At 31.8% G+C, this 18,558-nt stretch carries 14 protein-coding genes; 6 read left to right on the top strand and 8 right to left on the bottom strand.

Annotation, left to right across the window (positions count from 1 at the left end):
• Positions 1-74 precede the first annotated feature (74 nt).
• Positions 75-1,040, bottom strand: coding sequence for a DUF3078 domain-containing protein (locus ACH5TX_RS03430; RefSeq protein WP_439338145.1), 966 nt, complete (start codon positions 1,038-1,040; stop codon positions 75-77).
• 81 nt (positions 1,041-1,121) lie between these two features.
• Positions 1,122-2,300, bottom strand: coding sequence for an AIR synthase related protein (locus ACH5TX_RS03425; protein ID WP_439338144.1), 1,179 nt, complete (start codon positions 2,298-2,300; stop codon positions 1,122-1,124).
• Positions 2,301-2,487: 187 nt separating this feature from the next.
• On the opposite strand from ACH5TX_RS03425, the gene ACH5TX_RS03420 reads away from it, so the two are divergent.
• Positions 2,488-4,002 carry a glutamate synthase-related protein gene (locus ACH5TX_RS03420; protein WP_439338143.1) on the top strand — a complete coding sequence of 505 codons (1,515 nt, stop codon included), beginning with the start codon at positions 2,488-2,490 and terminating at the stop codon, positions 4,000-4,002.
• 228 nt (positions 4,003-4,230) lie between these two features.
• On the opposite strand, the gene ACH5TX_RS03415 is transcribed toward ACH5TX_RS03420, so the two are convergent.
• Positions 4,231-6,417 carry a glutamine synthetase III family protein gene (locus ACH5TX_RS03415; protein ID WP_439338142.1) on the bottom strand — a complete coding sequence of 729 codons (2,187 nt, stop codon included), beginning with the start codon at positions 6,415-6,417 and terminating at the stop codon, positions 4,231-4,233.
• Between the two features lie 280 nt (positions 6,418-6,697).
• On the opposite strand from ACH5TX_RS03415, the gene ACH5TX_RS03410 reads away from it, so the two are divergent.
• The gene (locus ACH5TX_RS03410) at positions 6,698-7,720 is read left to right on the top strand and encodes a glutamine synthetase beta-grasp domain-containing protein (RefSeq protein ID WP_439338141.1); all 1,023 of its coding nucleotides are present in this window, start codon (positions 6,698-6,700) and stop codon (positions 7,718-7,720) included.
• A 386-nt stretch (positions 7,721-8,106) separates the two neighbouring features.
• Here ACH5TX_RS03410 and ACH5TX_RS03405 read toward each other — a convergent pair whose 3' ends face one another.
• Positions 8,107-9,057: a calcium/sodium antiporter gene (locus ACH5TX_RS03405; protein WP_439338140.1), complete on the bottom strand. Its 951-nt coding sequence runs from the start codon at positions 9,055-9,057 to the stop codon at positions 8,107-8,109.
• A gap of 177 nt (positions 9,058-9,234) precedes the next feature.
• Between ACH5TX_RS03405 and ACH5TX_RS03400 the strand changes: the two genes are divergently transcribed.
• From ACH5TX_RS03400 to ACH5TX_RS03385, 4 genes are all read left to right on the top strand, one after another.
• Complete coding sequence (locus tag ACH5TX_RS03400; protein ID WP_439338139.1) at positions 9,235-10,029, top strand: hypothetical protein; 795 nt, start codon at positions 9,235-9,237, stop codon at positions 10,027-10,029.
• Between the two features lie 201 nt (positions 10,030-10,230).
• Entirely contained in the window at positions 10,231-10,590 is a 360-nt protein-coding gene (locus ACH5TX_RS03395; RefSeq protein ID WP_439338138.1) for a BlaI/MecI/CopY family transcriptional regulator, read from the top strand.
• Between the two features lie 2 nt (positions 10,591-10,592).
• Complete coding sequence (locus ACH5TX_RS03390) at positions 10,593-12,788, top strand: M56 family metallopeptidase (RefSeq protein ID WP_439338137.1); 2,196 nt, start codon at positions 10,593-10,595, stop codon at positions 12,786-12,788.
• 505 nt (positions 12,789-13,293) lie between these two features.
• Complete coding sequence (locus ACH5TX_RS03385; protein WP_439338136.1) at positions 13,294-13,446, top strand: SsrA-binding protein; 153 nt, start codon at positions 13,294-13,296, stop codon at positions 13,444-13,446.
• On the opposite strand, the gene ACH5TX_RS03380 is transcribed toward ACH5TX_RS03385, so the two are convergent.
• From ACH5TX_RS03380 to ACH5TX_RS03365, 4 genes are all read right to left on the bottom strand, one after another.
• Positions 13,443-13,631 (bottom strand): YgaP family membrane protein, encoded by a 189-nt coding sequence (locus tag ACH5TX_RS03380; RefSeq protein ID WP_439338135.1) that lies wholly within the window; start codon positions 13,629-13,631, stop codon positions 13,443-13,445. The genes ACH5TX_RS03385 and ACH5TX_RS03380 overlap by 4 nt on opposite strands.
• Before the next feature lie 11 nt (positions 13,632-13,642).
• Positions 13,643-13,948, bottom strand: coding sequence for a hypothetical protein (locus tag ACH5TX_RS03375; RefSeq protein ID WP_439338134.1), 306 nt, complete (start codon positions 13,946-13,948; stop codon positions 13,643-13,645).
• A 15-nt stretch (positions 13,949-13,963) separates the two neighbouring features.
• The gene (locus tag ACH5TX_RS03370) at positions 13,964-17,158 is read right to left on the bottom strand and encodes an efflux RND transporter permease subunit (RefSeq protein ID WP_439338133.1); all 3,195 of its coding nucleotides are present in this window, start codon (positions 17,156-17,158) and stop codon (positions 13,964-13,966) included.
• A 208-nt stretch (positions 17,159-17,366) separates the two neighbouring features.
• Entirely contained in the window at positions 17,367-18,446 is a 1,080-nt protein-coding gene (locus tag ACH5TX_RS03365) for an efflux RND transporter periplasmic adaptor subunit (RefSeq protein ID WP_439338132.1), read from the bottom strand.
• Positions 18,447-18,558: the final 112 nt, after the last annotated feature.

Here is an 18,558-nt window from a genome sequence, read left to right as displayed (position 1 = left end):
AAAAATAAGATTTTTACAGTTTTATTAACATTAAAAAGTTAACAAATATTTTTAATTTAAAAAAAGAGAAGATTTTAAAAATCGACAGCAAAACCAACACCTAAAAACTGCTTCCATTGTATTTTAGCACCCGCTTCATCTAGTTCTCCTTCTTCTATAATAGATGGTTTTGTTGTTTTCACATCATCATCGTATCTAATATGCGATCCTAAAGTTGCTCTAATAAAACTATTTACTTTAAAATCGAAATCGATACTCCAATCTAAATCTACATTTCCAAAATTATTTATGTAATCGGTATAAAGACTTACCTTATGTTTCATGTTTACATTTTCAGCCACTTCCATTTCATAACTATTAGTCATTAAAATACCAACTTCTTTTCTTGTACGTTCGCCTTCCTTAATAATATTACCTTCATCATCATATACGGCTCCGGTTACACCAAATGAACCTGCGTTAGCTAATTCTTCATCTAATACAAATGTTTCTTTTAAAGTTATTGGTGAAAAATAAAAAGACAATTCGTCAATGTCTTTTCCATATTCCATACCGCCTCCAAAAAACAAATATCCAGGAGCTAAAAATCTAGAAATCGGCTTATCTGTATCTGGGTATTTATAACCATTAGTCATTTGAGTTCTAAAATTAAGTTTTGCAGAATAAAACCAATGCGATACACCATCTGGTCTATACCCAATATTTGAATTAATTTCAAACAAGTCGTCTGTCTTTCTTAACTTTTTTGATGCTTGCTTATTAATACCAAATCTAAGAATAGCATCATTTTTCCAAGAAAAGAATTTATCTGTATAATTAGCAGAAGCTTTAACACCTAAAAGTCCAGAAATAGAATTAGTACCCCCAGAATTCCAATTAGAAAAAGCAACTTCATTTAAATCTAAAGTAGCTTTGTTTTTTTGAATCCATTGAGGACCTACATATTTTTCAGGTTTTGGCTTTTTTATGAATAATGAATCTGGTTGTGCAGTAATAAACTGAAAAAAGAAAGAAAAAATTACTAATAAAACATTTTTCATTTTAGGGTATATTTAGGTTAATTTTGACAAACTAAATTTTCATCAATAACCGTTCCATTTAAATGAAAAAAAGACAAAAACTTAATAATTAAACTCTCCAAACTCACTTTTTATTGTAAGCTTCTTAGTTTCTGAAGCTTCCACACGACCAATAATTTTAGCATCTACATTAAATGATTTAGATATTGCAATAATATCTTCGGCTATTTCTGGCGTTACATAAAGCTCCATTCTATGTCCGCAATTAAATACTTGATACATTTCTTTCCAATCGGTTTTACTCTGTTCTTGTATTAATTTGAATAAAGGAGGAATTGGAAACATATTATCTTTTACAATATGAAACTCATCTACAAAATGAAGGATTTTAGTTTGCGCACCACCAGAACAATGTACCATACCATGAATAGTCTCGCTATTAAATTGCGATAAAATCTTCTTTATAATTGGTGCATAGGTACGTGTTGGCGACAATACTAATTTACCAGCATCAATAGGTGCATCTTTAACAGCATCGGTTAATTTAACACCTCCAGAATACACTAATTCTTCTGGAACTGAAGCATCAAAACTTTCAGAATATTTCTCAGCTAAATATTTGCTAAACACATCGTGACGCGCCGAAGTAAGTCCGTTACTTCCCATACCACCATTATATTCTTTTTCGTAAATAGCTTGCCCGAAACTTTCTAAACCAACTATAACATCGCCTGCTTTAATATTAGCATTATCAATAACATCTTTACGATTCATGCGTGCTGTTACCGTAGAATCTACAATAATGGTTCTGACTAAATCACCTACATCGGCGGTTTCGCCACCTGTGGAGTGAATAGTTACTCCAAAGGATTTTAAATCTTCAAGTAATTCTTCGGTTCCGTTAATAATAGCAGATAAAACGTCTCCTGGAATTAAATTTTTATTTCTTCCAATAGTTGAAGACAACATAATATTATCGGTTGCACCAACACATAATAAATCGTCTATATTCATGATTAAAGCATCTTGAGCAATGCCTTTCCAAACCGAAATATCGCCAGTTTCTTTCCAATACATATACGCTAAAGACGATTTTGTTCCTGCGCCATCAGCATGCATGATTAAGCAATAATCTTCATCATTTGTTAAATAATCTGGAACTATTTTACAAAATGCTTTAGGAAACAGACCTTTATCTATATTCTTAATTGCATTGTGTACATCTTCTTTTGATGCTGAAACACCCCGTTGTGCGTAACGTTTTGAAACTTCTTGACTCATAATATTCTATTGTGGTGCAAAGGTAATTTTTTGAATTAAAAAATCATGCTTTTTAATAATGAGATTTTTTAAAATTATTAGAAGAGATAAGCTTTAAAGATTAATTGACTTTCATATACTTACTTTTTAGTTAGTACTTGCATAAATGTAATTATTTAAGTAAGTTGTATAACTTAAAATAACACCTATGTCAAAACCAAAAATAGCAGATAAAAAACCCATAAAAGTAGAATTAGCAAAAGGAGAAGAGCAATATTGGTGTGCTTGTGGATTAAGTAAAAACCAACCATATTGCGATGGCTCTCATAGAACAACCGATATTACACCTGTAAAATTTGCAGCAGAAGAAACTGGCGATGCGTATTTATGTATGTGTAAGCACACAAAAAACGCACCTTATTGCGATGGTACACATGCAACATTAAAAAAAGAATCCTCTACTATCGATACTGAACCGACTCCAACTGGTGGAAGTTCTACAAAAGAAGAACCTACATTAGCTTACATAAAAGCACTTGCAAAAGATGGTTTATCTAAAACTGGGCATCACGGAGAAATGGGTGCAATGGGAGTTCCTCTAACTGAACTACCTCAATGGAAAGATATTCAAATTCTTGCGGCTCAAATGGCGACAAAACCTTTAATGGAAGATATTGCTGTTGGAACTGAATTAATAATTGGACCTAATGCAAAAAAACCATTAAAATTAGATATCCCTTTATTTGTGTCTGATATGAGTTTTGGAGCATTATCTGAAGAAGCTAAACTCTCTCTATCAAAAGGAGCTGAATTAGCTGGAACTGGAATTTGTTCTGGAGAAGGCGGCATGTTAGACGAAGAACAAGAAGCAAATTCTAAATACTTTTACGAATACGCTTCGGCAAAATTTGGTTTTGATTGGGAAAAATTAAAACGAGTTCAAGCATTTCATTTTAAAGGAGGTCAAGGAGCAAAAACAGGAACAGGCGGTCACCTTTCTGGAAACAAAGTCATTGGTAAAATTGCAAAAGTCAGAAATTTAAAAGAAGGAACACCAGCGGTTTCACCACCTACTTTTGATGATTTACATACTACAGAAGACTTCAAAAAGTTTGCAGATAAAGTTCGCGACATATCTGGTGGAATACCAATTGGTTTTAAATTATCAGCAAATCATATTGAAGACGATATTCAGTTTGCATTAGATGCTAGTGCAGACTATATAATTTTAGATGGAAGAGGTGGTGGAACTGGTGCTGCACCATTAATATTTAGAAATAATATTTCAGTACCAACAATTTTAGCTTTAGCTAGAGCTAGACACTATTTAGATAAAGTAAACAGAAAAGATGTTACACTCATAATTACAGGGGGACTTCGAATTCCTGACGATTTTATTAAAGCTATGGCTTTAGGAGCAGATGGTGTTGCTGTGTCTAATTCAGCCTTACAATCAATTGGCTGTGTTGCTGCAAGAATGTGTAATACAAATAATTGTCCTGCTGGAGTTGCAACTCAAAAACCTGAATTACGAAAATTATTGAACATAGATAAATCTGCAAAACAATTATATAATTTCTTTACAGCATCAACAGAACTAATGCAAGTTATTGCAAGAGCTTGTGGACACAACCATTTAAATAAATTTAATCAAAACGACATTACTACTTGGAAGAAAGAAATGGCGGAATGGACAGGTATAAAATTCGGAGGTCTGAAATAAAAAAATCACTTTCCTAACTTCAGAAACAGAAGTTAGCAAAAAAGTGCGTTAGGGATTGAAACGGCATCCTTTTGCTTTCTATAAAATTAATAGAATATTGGTGGTATCCATAAATTTAATTAGCAGATTTCTGCCTTCGCAGGAATGACAAAAGCAAAAGATACAGTGGAAAGCCCGACCTGTTCCTGAAATTAATTCAGGATAAAAGGTAACGCCCAAATAAAAAAACTATCTAGTAAACAACAATTCACGGTACTTTGTAAGTGGCCAAATTTCGTCATCGACTAAAAGTTCTAACTTATCGCAATGATAACGAATATCGGTAAATAACGGTTTTACTTTATTGCAATACGATAAAGCTTTCTTTTCAATATCGGCTATAGCATTTGCCTTTTTACGAGCATTAATTAATTTAGTTACGTTAGCATTTATACCTTCTATATGACTAGAAATTTCCTCAATTAAACTAATTTGCTCTTTAGCGACGCTATTATATTTTTCTTCGAAAATCTCTTTTAAACCTTTTACATTTTCAATTAAAATATTTTGATATTTAACAGCTGTAGGTACAATATGGTTTCTAGCAATGTCGCCTAATACCCTACCTTCAATTTGAATATGCATGCAGTAAGCTTCCATTTCTATTTCGTAACGCGCTACTGATTCTATTTTACTCATAACTTGCATTTCTTCAAATAATGCAATAGATTTTTCTGAAATTTTTGCCGTTAAAGCTTCTGGTGTGGTTTTATTATTACTTAAACCACGTTTTTTAGCTTCGGCTTCCCAGGCATCTCCATAACCATTACCTTCAAACAAAATATCTCTAGACGATTTTATATATTCTCTTAATACATTAAAAACAGCTTCGTCTTTCTTTAAATCTTTTTTATCTATTAAAGCATCAACTTCAACTTTAAAATCTTTCAATTGTTTTGCAACTATGGTATTTAAAACCGTCATTGGGTTACCGCAATTTGCTTTAGACCCCACAGCTCTAAACTCAAATTTATTTCCTGTAAAAGCAAAAGCAGATGTTCTGTTTCTATCGGTATTATCTAATAAAACGTCTGGTATTTTACCAACGACGTTTAATTTCAATTCAGTTTTTTCTTGAGGTGACAGTTTCCCTTTGGTAACACCTTCTAACTCTTCTAAAACTTTGGTTAATTGTTCGCCTATAAATACTGAAATAATAGCAGGAGGCGCTTCGTTAGCTCCTAATCTGTGGTCGTTACTTGCCGATGCTATAGCTGCTCGTAGCAATGCTTCGTTTTCTCTAACCGCTTTTATGGTATTTATAAAAAAGGTAAGAAACTGCAAGTTACTCATAGGTGTTTTTCCTGGTGCTAATAAATTAACGCCAGTATCTGTAGATAACGACCAATTGTTATGCTTACCAGAACCATTCATACCTGCAAATGGTTTTTCGTGAAATAATACTTTAAAATTATGACGCGAAGCCACACGCCCCATAATATCCATTAATAAGGAATTATGATCGACTGCTAAGTTTGCTTCTTCAAATATAGGTGCTAATTCAAACTGATTTGGTGCTACTTCGTTATGACGTGTCTTTACCGGAATACCCAAAAGCATACATTCTGTTTCTAACTCGCGCATAAAATTATAGGCACGCGTAGGAATGGCTCCAAAATAATGATCGTCTAATTGTTGCCCCTTTGCAGATGAGTGCCCAAGTAACGTTCTTCCTGTTAATATAATATCTGGACGACTCGCTGCCAACATTTTATCTACTAAAAAATATTCTTGTTCCCAGCCTAAAGAAGAATTTACCTTTTTTACATTCTTATCGAAATACTTACACACTGCTGTTGCTGCATGATCTACAGCATTAAGTGCCCTAAGCAAAGGTGTTTTATAATCTAAAGCTTCGCCTGTATAAGCCACAAAAATTGTTGGAATACACAATGTGGTTCCGTAAATAAATGCTGGCGATGTAGGATCCCAAGCGGTATAGCCTCTTGCTTCAAAAGTATTTCTAATACCACCACTAGGAAAACTAGAAGCATCAGGTTCTTGTTGTACTAATTGGTCGCCTCCAAAACGCTCAATGGCCATACCACCTTCAATGGTTTCAAAAAAAGCATCGTGTTTTTCGGCTGTGGTTCCTGTTAATGGTTGAAACCAATGCGTATAATGTGTTACGCCTTTAGATAACGCCCAATCTCTCATAGATGAAGATACTTGATCGGCTATACTTCTGTCTATTTTTTTTCCATGGCTTATCGCATTCATTACGCCTTTAAAAGCATCTTTAGTTAAATATTGACGCATGGTGTTTTCATTAAACACATTTTTACCAAATATTTCTGAACGACGTTCATTTTCTTCAATATGAACAGGTTTATATGCTAACGACTCTTTTATCGCGTGGAATCTTAATATCGACATCTTTATAATGAATTAAGGCTTATTTAAATTTCTTATATCCTTTTACAAAAATAAGTACCTAAAATAAAATACAGCTATAAAGAGTAAAATTTATTGTTAACAATATTTCAGTATTTATATAAAATAATCTTCTTTTTTTAAAATAATCCTTAAAAAAATGGGGTATAAACAAAAACAACCATGCTTTATATTAAAAGCACCCCTATAAATTTAAAGTATCTACAGAATAATATATATTTGTGTGATTAACATTTAGTATCTTATTTATAAAATTTTTATTATGGCAAAAATTAAATTAGAATACCTTTGGTTGGACGGTTATTTTCCAACTCAAAACTTGAGAAGTAAAACTAAAGTAGAAGAACATGAAGACTTCAAAGGAACTTTAGAAGAAATAGGAAATTGGTCTTTTGACGGATCTTCAACTAGACAAGCTGAAGGTGGATCTTCAGATTGTTTATTAGTTCCTGTTGCTATTTACCCAGATCCAGACAGAATCAATGGTTATTTAGTAATGACTGAAGTTATGAATGCTGATGGAACTCCTCACCCTTCTAACGGTAGAGCTACTATTGATGATGATGATAATGATTTCTGGTTTGGTTTCGAGCAAGAGTATTTTATAATGGATACTAAAACACAATTACCATTAGGTTTCCCTGTTGGTGGATATCCTGCTCCTCAAGGAATGTACTACTGTTCAGTTGGTGGAAAAAACACTCACGGTAGAGATTTAGTTGAAGAGCATGCAGATTTATGTATTGATGCAGGTTTAAACTTCGAAGGTATTAACCAAGAAGTTGCTTGTGGACAATGGGAATTCCAATTATTTGCTAAAGGCGCTAAATTAGCTGGTGATGAAATGTGGATTGCTAGATATTTATTAGATAGATTAACTGAAAAGTATGGTTACTATATTGAGTACCACCCAAAACCATTAGGTAAAGATATGGATTGGAATGGTTCTGGTATGCACGCCAACTTCTCTAATACAACATTAAGAACTTGTGGTTCTAAAGAAACTTACGCTGCAATATGTGAAGCTTTCCGTCCAGTTGTAGACGAGCACATTGCTGTTTATGGTGAGTTTAACGACCAACGTTTAACAGGTTTACACGAAACTGCTGCTATTACAGATTTCTCTTGGGGAGTTTCAGATAGAGGCGCTTCAATTCGTATTCCATTAATCGCAGTAGAAAAAGGATATAAAGGATGGTTAGAAGATAGACGTCCTGCTTCAAACGGTGATCCTTATAAGATTGCTGCTGTTATTGTTAAAACTGTTAAATCTGCTAAAATATAATTATTTTAGATTAACAGATTTGTTCATAATAAAAAAGGGTTTACATTTTGTAGACCCTTTTTTATTTGGTTTATATTAATTTTTTGGGCGGGTTTTTAAGAAAAATAAAAACCGCGCTATCCGTTACTAGTTTTGTAAAACCTTAAATGGAAGTTTTACAAAAGCTAACCACTACTATCGCTCCCGCAACTATCTGCAAACACATAGACAATACAAAGTAAATACTTGTCATTTTTGCTCTATGAGGAATCACATACTCAAAATCACGCATAACTTATCTCAATCTTACATCATATCACAATATTTTAATCTATAATTTAAATAAATTCAATAAAAAAAGGTTCACTTTACGCAAACCCTTTATATAAATATTATAATGTTTTATACTAAAACTTCCCTTTAGTAAACACTAAAAACATAAAAAACCCATAACCAACAACTAAAAAGAAACCTTTAGCTCTACTTATTTGCATTTGTTTTGGAATAAAAATAAGAGGAATTAAAACTGCCGAAAACCCTAACATCCAGAAAATATCGCTTGATAATATTTGAGGTTCCGAAACAGAAATTGGTTTCACTATAGCTGTTAAACCTAAAACCGAACCAATATTAAAAATATTAGACCCTATTAAATTCCCTAACGAAATCGCTTTTTCTTGTTTAGCCGCCGCAATAACCGATGCCGCTAATTCTGGTACACTCGTTCCAATAGCAATTAAAGACACACCTATTACGGCTTCGCTTACACCTATTGAAACGGCTATATCTTTAGCGCCTTTTACCAACCATTCACTACCAAAATACAGTGCTGCTGCCCCAATTAACAACCACAAACCTATTTTAAAATTAGAAACCACAGCTAAGGTATCATCAACCTCTTCAATTACCGTATCTTTTCTTGCTGTTCTTATTAAATAAATTAAAAAAGCAATAAGTCCAGCAAATAAAACGCCTCCTTCTATCGCTGTTAGTACACTATCATTTTTAAGAAAATAATAAAGCGCTATAGAAAACACCATCATTACAGGCCAATTAACCTTGTAAAACGATTTATCTACAGCAATAGCACCAACTAAAGCCGTAACCCCCAAAACCAATCCTATGTTAGCAATATTTGAGCCTACTACATTATTAATAGCAATGGCTGGCGAACCAGACAGGGCTGCTTGCAAGCTAACCAATAGTTCTGGAGCCGAGGTTGCAAAAGATACCACCGTCATACCAATAACCATTTTAGAGATATTAAACTTAAAAGATAAGGCAACAGACGAGCGTACTAAATACTCACCTCCTACTACTAATAAAATAAAACCTAAAACAACCCAAACAATACTCATAAAAATATTTTTTTGCGAAGATAATATAAATGAAATTTGAAACGCTTAAAATTGAAAAATTTGCCTTCTAATAAAATTCACATTTGTTAACGTTTCTCCTATAAAATTTAGTTAATTTTTTTTATAAAATTCTATTCTGCACTAATTTTATAAGTGTAATTATTAAAATAAAGAATCATGAAATCAAAAAGTGTATTAAAGTTAGGAATAGGCTTATTTGTAATTGTAACGTTATGTTTTGTTTCTTTTAAAAGCTTTGCGCATCAAAACATAAAATCTCAAATATCAAAGGGCGAAAATATTAGTGTTACCATAGACAAAAGAACATCGGAAGCTGATTTTAAGGATATTAAAAGTATGCTAAACGATCATGGAATAGAAGCTACTTTTAGCAATATTGAACGTAATGATTTAGACGAACTTACAGGAATAAAAATTAAACTAGATGATGGTAATAGAGGTTCTGCTGCAAGTGCATTTTCTAGTAATTTCCCTATCGACCAAATTACGTTTGGAAGAAAAGATGATTTACTTTTTATAACTCAAGGAAAAAACAATGCATTGGGTTTTAATAAACTTAGCAATCTTGGAGCTATTATAGCTAATGATTCTTTAATGGGGCAAAATTTTGGTTCGTTTGGAAGTATTAATTTAAACGATTTTTTTAATGATGACGAAGATTCACTATTCTTTAACGGCTCTTCGGTAAACATTAATAGTATAAGACAACACATGCAACAATTCTTTAATCAAGGGAATAATAGCATAACAAAACAGTCTTATAGTTTTTATGACGACCCAAATACCAATAAACTTATTATAATTGATGGCAAAGAGTCTGATTTTGAAACGCTCAATAAATTATCAAAAGAAAACAAACTAGATGTTGTAGATAATTTAAAACCCAAAACAGCTATGAGTCTTTATGGAAAGAAAGCTAAAGACGGTGCTATTATTGTTAGTACGAAATAAAAATAACATACTATTTTAATAAAAAAGACGCTTTTATGCGTCTTTTTTTTTTGTTGATAATCAATAAATTATTACAACTAAAACTTAAAATACAGTTAAATAACTACTGTTTTAGTTTTATAACTATAAAAATAGTTGTAAATTTGTTTAAGAAAAAAACATAACAATTTCCTCCTAAGGGAAATGAAACAATAATTCTCAATGGAAAAGTTAACCAATAAAGAAGAAGAGATTATGCACATATTATGGAAGCTTGAAAAAGCTTTTGTAAAAGATGTGCTAGCAGAAATAAAAGAAGACAAACCCCACTACAACACCCTTTCGACCATTATTAGAAATTTAGAAGACAAAGGTTATGTTAGTTATAATGCCTATGGTAAAACACACCAATACTTCCCTATTGTAACTAAAGAAGACTATAGAAAAAAGTTTATGAATGTTGCCATTAACAACTATTTTAATAATTCTTATAAAAATATGGTATCCTTTTTTGCTAAGGAAGAAAAAATTAGCGTTGAAGAACTAAAAGAAATTATTGATTTAATTGAAAAAAACAAATAACCATGGAATATCTTTTAAAAGCTAGTGCTGTTATTGCTATTTTTTATCTGTGCTACAAACTGTTTTTACAACGTGATACGTTTTTCCAATTTAATAGGTTGTTTCTATTAATAGGATTAATTACTGCATTTACTATTCCGTTTGTCATTATTCCTATTTATGTTGAATACACACCTATAGACCTAACTAATTTTACTACTGATACTTCTACAGTAACAAAAACCATTGAAGAGCCTTTTAATTTTATAGACCTCATCCCTATTATATATCTACTAGGTATTATTGTATTTTCTATTCGTTTTATAATTCAATTAGTATCCTTGTCTCGTGTTATCATAAAAAATAAACGAGACAAACAAAGTCATTTTACAATTATTACAACTACTAATAATATTTTGCCTTTCTCTTACTTTAAATGGATTGTGTTTAACCCTGCTCAATTTAACAAAGAAGAATTAAAGCAAATTTTAGCACATGAAATGGTACATGTTAAACAATACCATTCTATCGATAATATAATAACACAACTCGCTTGTATAGTACTATGGTTTAATCCTTTTATATGGTTGTATAATAAAGATTTAAAACAAAACTTAGAATTTATTGCCGACAAAAATGCACAACAAAAAACCGACTGTAAAAAAAGTTACCAATACACCTTACTAAAAACATACATACCGACTCATCAATCGGTATTAAGCAACAATTTTTATAATTCATTAATCAAAAAACGAATCGTTATGTTACACAAATCAAAATCAAAACAGATTAATTTAATTAAGTATGCATTTATAATTCCTATTCTAGGCTTGTTTTTAATGAGTTTCAATACAGAGGAGGTTTATGTTGAAAAAGAAATTCAAGACACAGATAATACAAATCTAAATCCTGTTGAAACAAAGGATATTAAAATTATTTTCACTAAAGATTTAACAGATAATGAATTAGAAAAAATAAAAAGAAAATTAAAAAAAGATGGTATAAATTTCTCATACACAAACTTAAAAAGAAACGAACAAAAAGAAATTATTAGTGTTTCAACCAAATTTGAAAACAAAAAAGGTAACGCAACTTGGAGTGCTTACAATACTAAAAATGAACCTATAAAAGCTTTTTACTTCTCTAAAACAGAAAAAGAGTTTGGAGTTGGGATACTAGAAAAAGAAATAAAAAAAACATCTCCTTGGAAAGTTTCTTCAGAACGTAATAATACAGTTTTCATATCAAAAGACACTTTATATGTTAACGACAAATCTAGTATCCTAGAAAAATCAGCTAATGATTTTGATGAAGACCCTCTATATATTCTTAACGGAAAAGAAATTACTAAAGAAGAATTTGAAAAAATAAATGAATTAAATATAAATTCAGTATCTGTAATAAAAGGAGAACACGCCATAAAAAAATATGGGAACAAAGGTGAAAATGGGGTTGTCTTAATTAAATCAAAAAGTGAAAATTCAAAAACCACTACTTTAAAACTTGAAAGTAATGCTTTATATATTATTGATGGAAAAGAAAGTTCTGCTAAAGAGTTAGAAAAGATTCATCCTAACAATATAAAATCTATTGATGTATTTAAAGACGAAATAGCTACTATAAAATACGGTGATAAAGGTAAAAATGGAGTTATAGAAATTACTACTAAAAGAGATAAATGGGAAACGAAATTTATAGAAGGGAAACCATTTAATAAAGTATCAGTAACTGGATATGGCAAATCATCTGATTCTATCAACGATAATCGTCACATACGAATAAGATCAACATCTACAGCAAATGGTAATTCCCCTTTAATTATTGTTGATGGTAAGGAATTGCCTCATGAAAAACTAGAAAATATAAAACCTGACAACATTGAATCTATGAAAGTTTTAAAAGACAAAAAGGCTATAGATAAATACGGTAAAAAAGGTGAAAACGGTGTTGTAGAAATTACTACTAAAAAAAATAACCTACCTAGAGTCAAAAGTTCATGGAAAACACAAATTGGGATAACATCAAGCGATAATAAAAATCATACACTTCATGAAAACACAATATACATTCTTGATGGAAAAGAAAGTTCCGCAGATATATTAAAAAATCTAGCACCAGAAAAAATAGAAAACATCACAGTTTTAAAAGGAGAATCTGCTATTACAAAATATGGGAACAAAGGTAAAGACGGTGTTGTAGAAATTACTACTAAAAAATAAACTCCACACCATTCTTCATAAAAAAAGACACTCAGAAATGAGTGTCTTTTTTTATATATTCAATTTTGAAAAAAGATAAAACCATTAAAAACAGTACATCTTATAATAAAATGCCCCTTGGTTTTCAAAATCAACCTTCAAAAACCCCTTGAATTGTTTACATATGAAACACAAAACACCACAAATAGTTTCAAACAAAAACTTACACAAAGCGAGTCACATAAATATCGAAACCAATTTCACTTTTTTACTTACAATTTCATATTCAATTTCATCGATTTAATTAAAATCACTTGGAAGGAAGATTCCCAATTATATATATTGAAAACTCAATCAATAAACGGAGTCTAATATTAATCCTTTAAAACCAAAATTATGATAACACTTGCCAAATTTGTAGTCGATTTAATTATCTTCATATTATCGATTATTTAATCCTTCCAAATGGTAGAACTTAGTCTAGAATAAGTTTTACTATTTTTGTTTTATAACAAGGATTATAAAAATGAAAAAGCAAGTCTTCAAATTTTTAGCAAAAGTTAATAAAACACTACTACCTAGTTACTCTAAAAAGCAATTAGATTTAGCAAAAGCAACCAAACTACAAATGGCTATTATTGGCTGGAGATGGTTTGTTACTAAAAATGCTTTAGACTAATTTTTTACATTAAAAACTTTCTCTAAAATGGTATCCATTAAACACCATTTTGTAATGGAAGATTGTAATAAGTTAGCACCAACAAATGCTGTAAACCAAAGCCAATTTATGTTTACATAGATAGCTAATATTAAACTTATTAAAATAAATGTTCCTGCAATACCTCTAACAATTCTATTTTTCATAATAATTAATTTTAAATATACTTTTCTATAGGAAGCACAATAGCTCTTACGGGATTATTTGTTTCTAAATTTTCATTAAATGTTATAATTAAATCAAATAAAGAATCGATATTTTCTTCTTCTGTAAAAGAGAAAAACAAACAAGATTCAGCACCTCCTTTTAAAGATGAAAACCAATTAGATGTTCTTAATACCGAAGAAACATTTTTATGTCCATCAATATCTGAACTACTAAAACTCTCAATATTTGCTTTTTTAAAAAGATCTAAAACATCTTTCTGAAAATCGTGCACTGCGGTAACCATTACTAGTTTCATATGATTATATTATTTTTATTTATAATTCTTCTTCTCAATCATATAATACACCAATGGTACTACCAATAGAGTTAATACGGTTGAAACAATTGTACCGCCCATTAACGAAATAGCTAAACCTTGAAAAATAGGATCGAATAAAATAACAAAAGCACCAATAACAACGGTTCCAGCTGTTAGTAAAATAGGTGTTGTACGTACAGCTCCTGCTTCAATAGCTGCTTGTTTTAATGGAATACCATCTGCCAAACGCAGATTAATAAAATCGATTAATAATACCGAATTCCTCACCATTATTCCTGCTAAAGCAATCATGCCTATAAACGAGGTTGCTGTAAAAAAGGCGCCCATAATCCAGTGCCCTAAAACAATTCCAATTAATGATAATGGTATAGCAACCATCATAACTACAGGTGCTTTAAAGTTCTGAAACCAACCTACAATTAAAATATAAATTAAGATAATAGCACCTAAAAAGGCAATTCCTAAATCTCTAAAAACTTCTAAAGTAATTTGCCATTCGCCATCCCACTTTACAGTATAATCATCTTCGTAATCTGGTTGCCCTAGATACATTTCATTTAACGTGTAGCCTTCTGGAAGCTTTATTTCTTTAAGTTTCTCATCCATTCCTAAAATAGCATACGCAGGACTTTCTAATTCACCAGCCATATCTGCCATCACATAAACCACACGCTTTTGGTTCTTTCTATAAATACTTTTCGGACTTACAGTTTGCTTAATATCAACTAAATCGGCAATAGGCATCATAGTGCCTTGTTTGGATTTTACTTTTAGTTGAGAAATGTCTGTAATAGTTGATTTTTCCTTTTCATCTAGAGCCAATATCAACCCGACTTGATTGGAAGCATCCTCATCATACAAGTTAGTAATAGCTCTGTTAGACAATGCCATATTCATAGTATATGCAATCTGTTGTGGAGCGACTCCATAAAGCATGGCTTTTTCTTTATTAATATCAAACTGATACTCAATTTGGTTGTCTTCAACCATCCAGTCAATATCTACAACATCATCTGTGTTTTTTAAAATCGTTTTAATACTATTCGCTATGTCTATTTGCTTATTATAATCTGGTCCGTAAACCTCAGCAACTATGGTTGACAAAACTGGTGGCCCTGGTGGCACTTCTACCAATTTCACATTGGCATGGTATTTTGAAGCAATTTTCTGAATGTCTGGACGAAACAATCGCGCTATATCATGACTTTGCGCACTACGTTCGCCTTTATCTATTAAATTCACTTGAATATCTGCCATATTACTACCGCCTCGTAAATCGTAATGACGCACCAAACCATTAAACGTTATAGGAGCAGATGTACCAATATAATTTTGGTAATTAACGACCTCTGGTCGTGTAGATAAATATTGTGCAATTTCTTGTGTAACGACTGCGGTACGCTCAAGCGTTGTACCTTCTGGCATATCTATAACCACTTGAAATTCATTCTTATTATCAAATGGTAACATTTTTACAGCAACCGATTTGGTAAAAAACAAAACCATAGAGCCCAATAATAAAGCAAACGTTAAGCCTAAAAACATCCAACGTTTCGCCTTATTCTCTATTAACGGACGTTCAAATTTATTGTATATTTTATAAATAAAAGTGCTTTCTAAAGGTTTCTCTGGTTTTTCAACAGCTTCTTTTTTATCTTTTTCTCTTAAGAAAATATAACCTAAATAAGGCGTAATAGTTAAAGCTACAAATAATGATAAAATCATAGCAATAGAAGCTCCAATTGGCATTGGCGCCATATAAGGCCCCATTAATCCGGATACAAAAGCCATAGGCAGTACAGAAGCTATAACTGTAAATGTTGCTAAAATAGTTGGGTTTCCAACTTCGTTAATAGCATATAACGCGGCTTGTTTAAAAGGTAGGCGTTTCATTTTAAAATGCCTATGCATGTTTTCGGCAATAATAATTGAATCATCCACCACAATACCTGTAACAAATACCAACGCAAAAAGCGTAATTCTGTTAAGCGTATAATCTAACATATAATAACTCAACAAGGTTAAAGCAAAGGTAATTGGCACCGATAAAAACACAACCAATCCACCACGCCAACCCATAGCCAACATAACCACAAAGGTTACGGCTATTATAGAACCTATAAGGTGTAACAATAATTCGGACACTTTATGAGATGCCGTTTCTCCATAATTTCTGGTAATTTCTACATGTACATCGTCTGGAATTAAATTTTTACGCAAATGATCAACCTTATCAATAATCACATCAGCTATCTTCATTGCATCGGCTCCTTTTCTTTTAGCAATAGAAATGGTAACCGCAGGATATTCAGATTTGTAATCACCTGCTTTTTCACTCGCTTGTCCAAAACCTAAACTCACATAGTTTTGTGGTATTTCTGGTCCGTCAATAATTGAAGCTATTTGTTTTAAATAAATAGGCTGATTTTGTTGTACACCAACCACTAAATTTTCAACATCGGTAACACTTTCTAAAAACGCTCCTGTATTTACTAAAAACTCGGTATCATTTTTATCAAAACTCCCAGATTTTAACTGCGCATTATTCGCTTTTATCATTTCAGAAACCGATAAAAAATCTAATCCGCTAGCAGCCAATTTATCCTTATCTAACACCACTCGTAATTGGCGGTTTCTACCCCCTATTTTATGGGTTATTGCAACATCATTTACCTTTTTTATTTCACTTTCTAGCTCTTGAGCCATTTGCCCTAATTGGTAATCATCATAGTTTTCACTCCACAAGGTTAAGCCTAACATAGGCACGTCATCAATAGCACGTGTTTTTATTAACGGAAACGTAACGCCCTGAGGCATTTGATCCATATGCTTATTAATTTCGTTGTAAAGTTTCACAAACGAACGCTCAATATCTTCGCCAACATAAAATTGCACAACAACCATCCCCTGCTCTTTCATAGATGTTGAATACACATACTCAACCCCTTTAATATTCGAAATTAGTTGTTCTAAAGGCTTAATAACACGCGACTCAACTTCGGTTGGACTAGCCCCAGGATATCCCACAAAAATATCGGCAATAGGCACATCAATTTGTGGTTCTTCTTCTCGAGGAATTAAAAACGAACTATACACGCCAATAACCATAAACACGATCATTAAAAGCACTGTAAGTTTAGAACTTATAAAAACTTTGGCTATTTTTCCAGCTAAACCTTCTTTCATAATTATTACTTTTTTTATTACCTTGAAGGAGGTAATCTTTATATTTAGGGCGTTTTAACAGGCTATCCGCTACAATCTTTTTTTGCCATATATGGCAGCAAAAAAAGGATTTCCACTTCTATCCTTAACGCAATAATTCTTAACTATTATTTTACTTAATTATAATACCTACAAGGTTTTTGAAACCTTGCAGAATACTGATAGCTGCTTACTGAGCACTTATTTTAGCACCATTAAACAGTTTACCTTCAGAAGAAACAATATAGGTTTCCCCAGATTTTAAACCAGATAACACTTCTACTTGATCTCCAAACATTCTGCCTAAACGCAACCAACGTAACAACGCAGTATTACTTTGACTCACCGTATAGATTCCTGAAAGCTGACCTTTAGTTACAATAGCATCTACAGGTACCAAAACCATTCCTGAAGCTGTTTTTCTTTCTACAGGAAATTGTACACTCGTAAACATGCCCGATAAAATATGAACATCAGTTTTATCTAAATTTATTTTCACTAAATATTGACCGCCTGTATGTTTTGCAGAGGTGCTTACTTCAATCACTTTTCCTTTTAAAGTTTTATTGATAGATTTCACCAACACATCAACGGTAGTTCCTTTTTTAATTTCAGAAATCTCCGTTTCTGGTACCATTGCCATCACTTCAAAATCTCCTGGAGTTTCTACACTTATTAATGGCATTCCTGGATTTGCCATATCGCCAGCTTCAATATTTTTACTTGTAATAACACCACTAAAAGGTGCTGTAATATTACTATATGCAAACTGTGCGTTAACTTCGTTTTTCATTTGGTTAGCCCCTTCTAAACGTGCCTTTGCCATTTCAAAATTGGCCGTTATATCATCTAACTCTTTTTGAGAGGCGCTGTTATCTGCAAATAAGTTTTTAAAACGATTGTAATCTTTTTTAGCATTATTAAAAGCAGCTGTAGCTTCTATAATACCTGCATTTACTTGTGCTTGTTTCGCTTGTAAATCGACACTATTAATAGAAACTAATAATTGTCCTTTACGTACTTTATCTCCAACATTTACATGTACCTTATTAACAGTTCCCATCATTCTAGTACTTAAATCGGCACTGTTTTTTGCTTGAATTTTACCGCTTACTGACAAAAATGGGCTATTGCCATTTGCTGCAACTTGATTAATTTTTACGCTTATAGCAGGCGTATTATCTGCAACCGCTTTTTTATCATCGCTACCACAACTGGTTATAAATAAAGATGCTGTAGTAATTGTAAATAAGTATATGTATTTTTTCATTTTTATTAATTTAATATTTAATGTTATTGCTGCACTTCGACTGCGCTCAGTGTGACACTATAATTATATTTATGCCGTTATTGACTGAATACTGTAACCGCCTACTGTAAAC

It is taken from the genome of Thalassobellus citreus (genome assembly GCF_044385915.1).
GTDB lineage: Bacteria > Bacteroidota > Bacteroidia > Flavobacteriales > Flavobacteriaceae > Thalassobellus > Thalassobellus citreus.
This window is presented reverse-complemented; position numbering and strand designations above follow the sequence as displayed.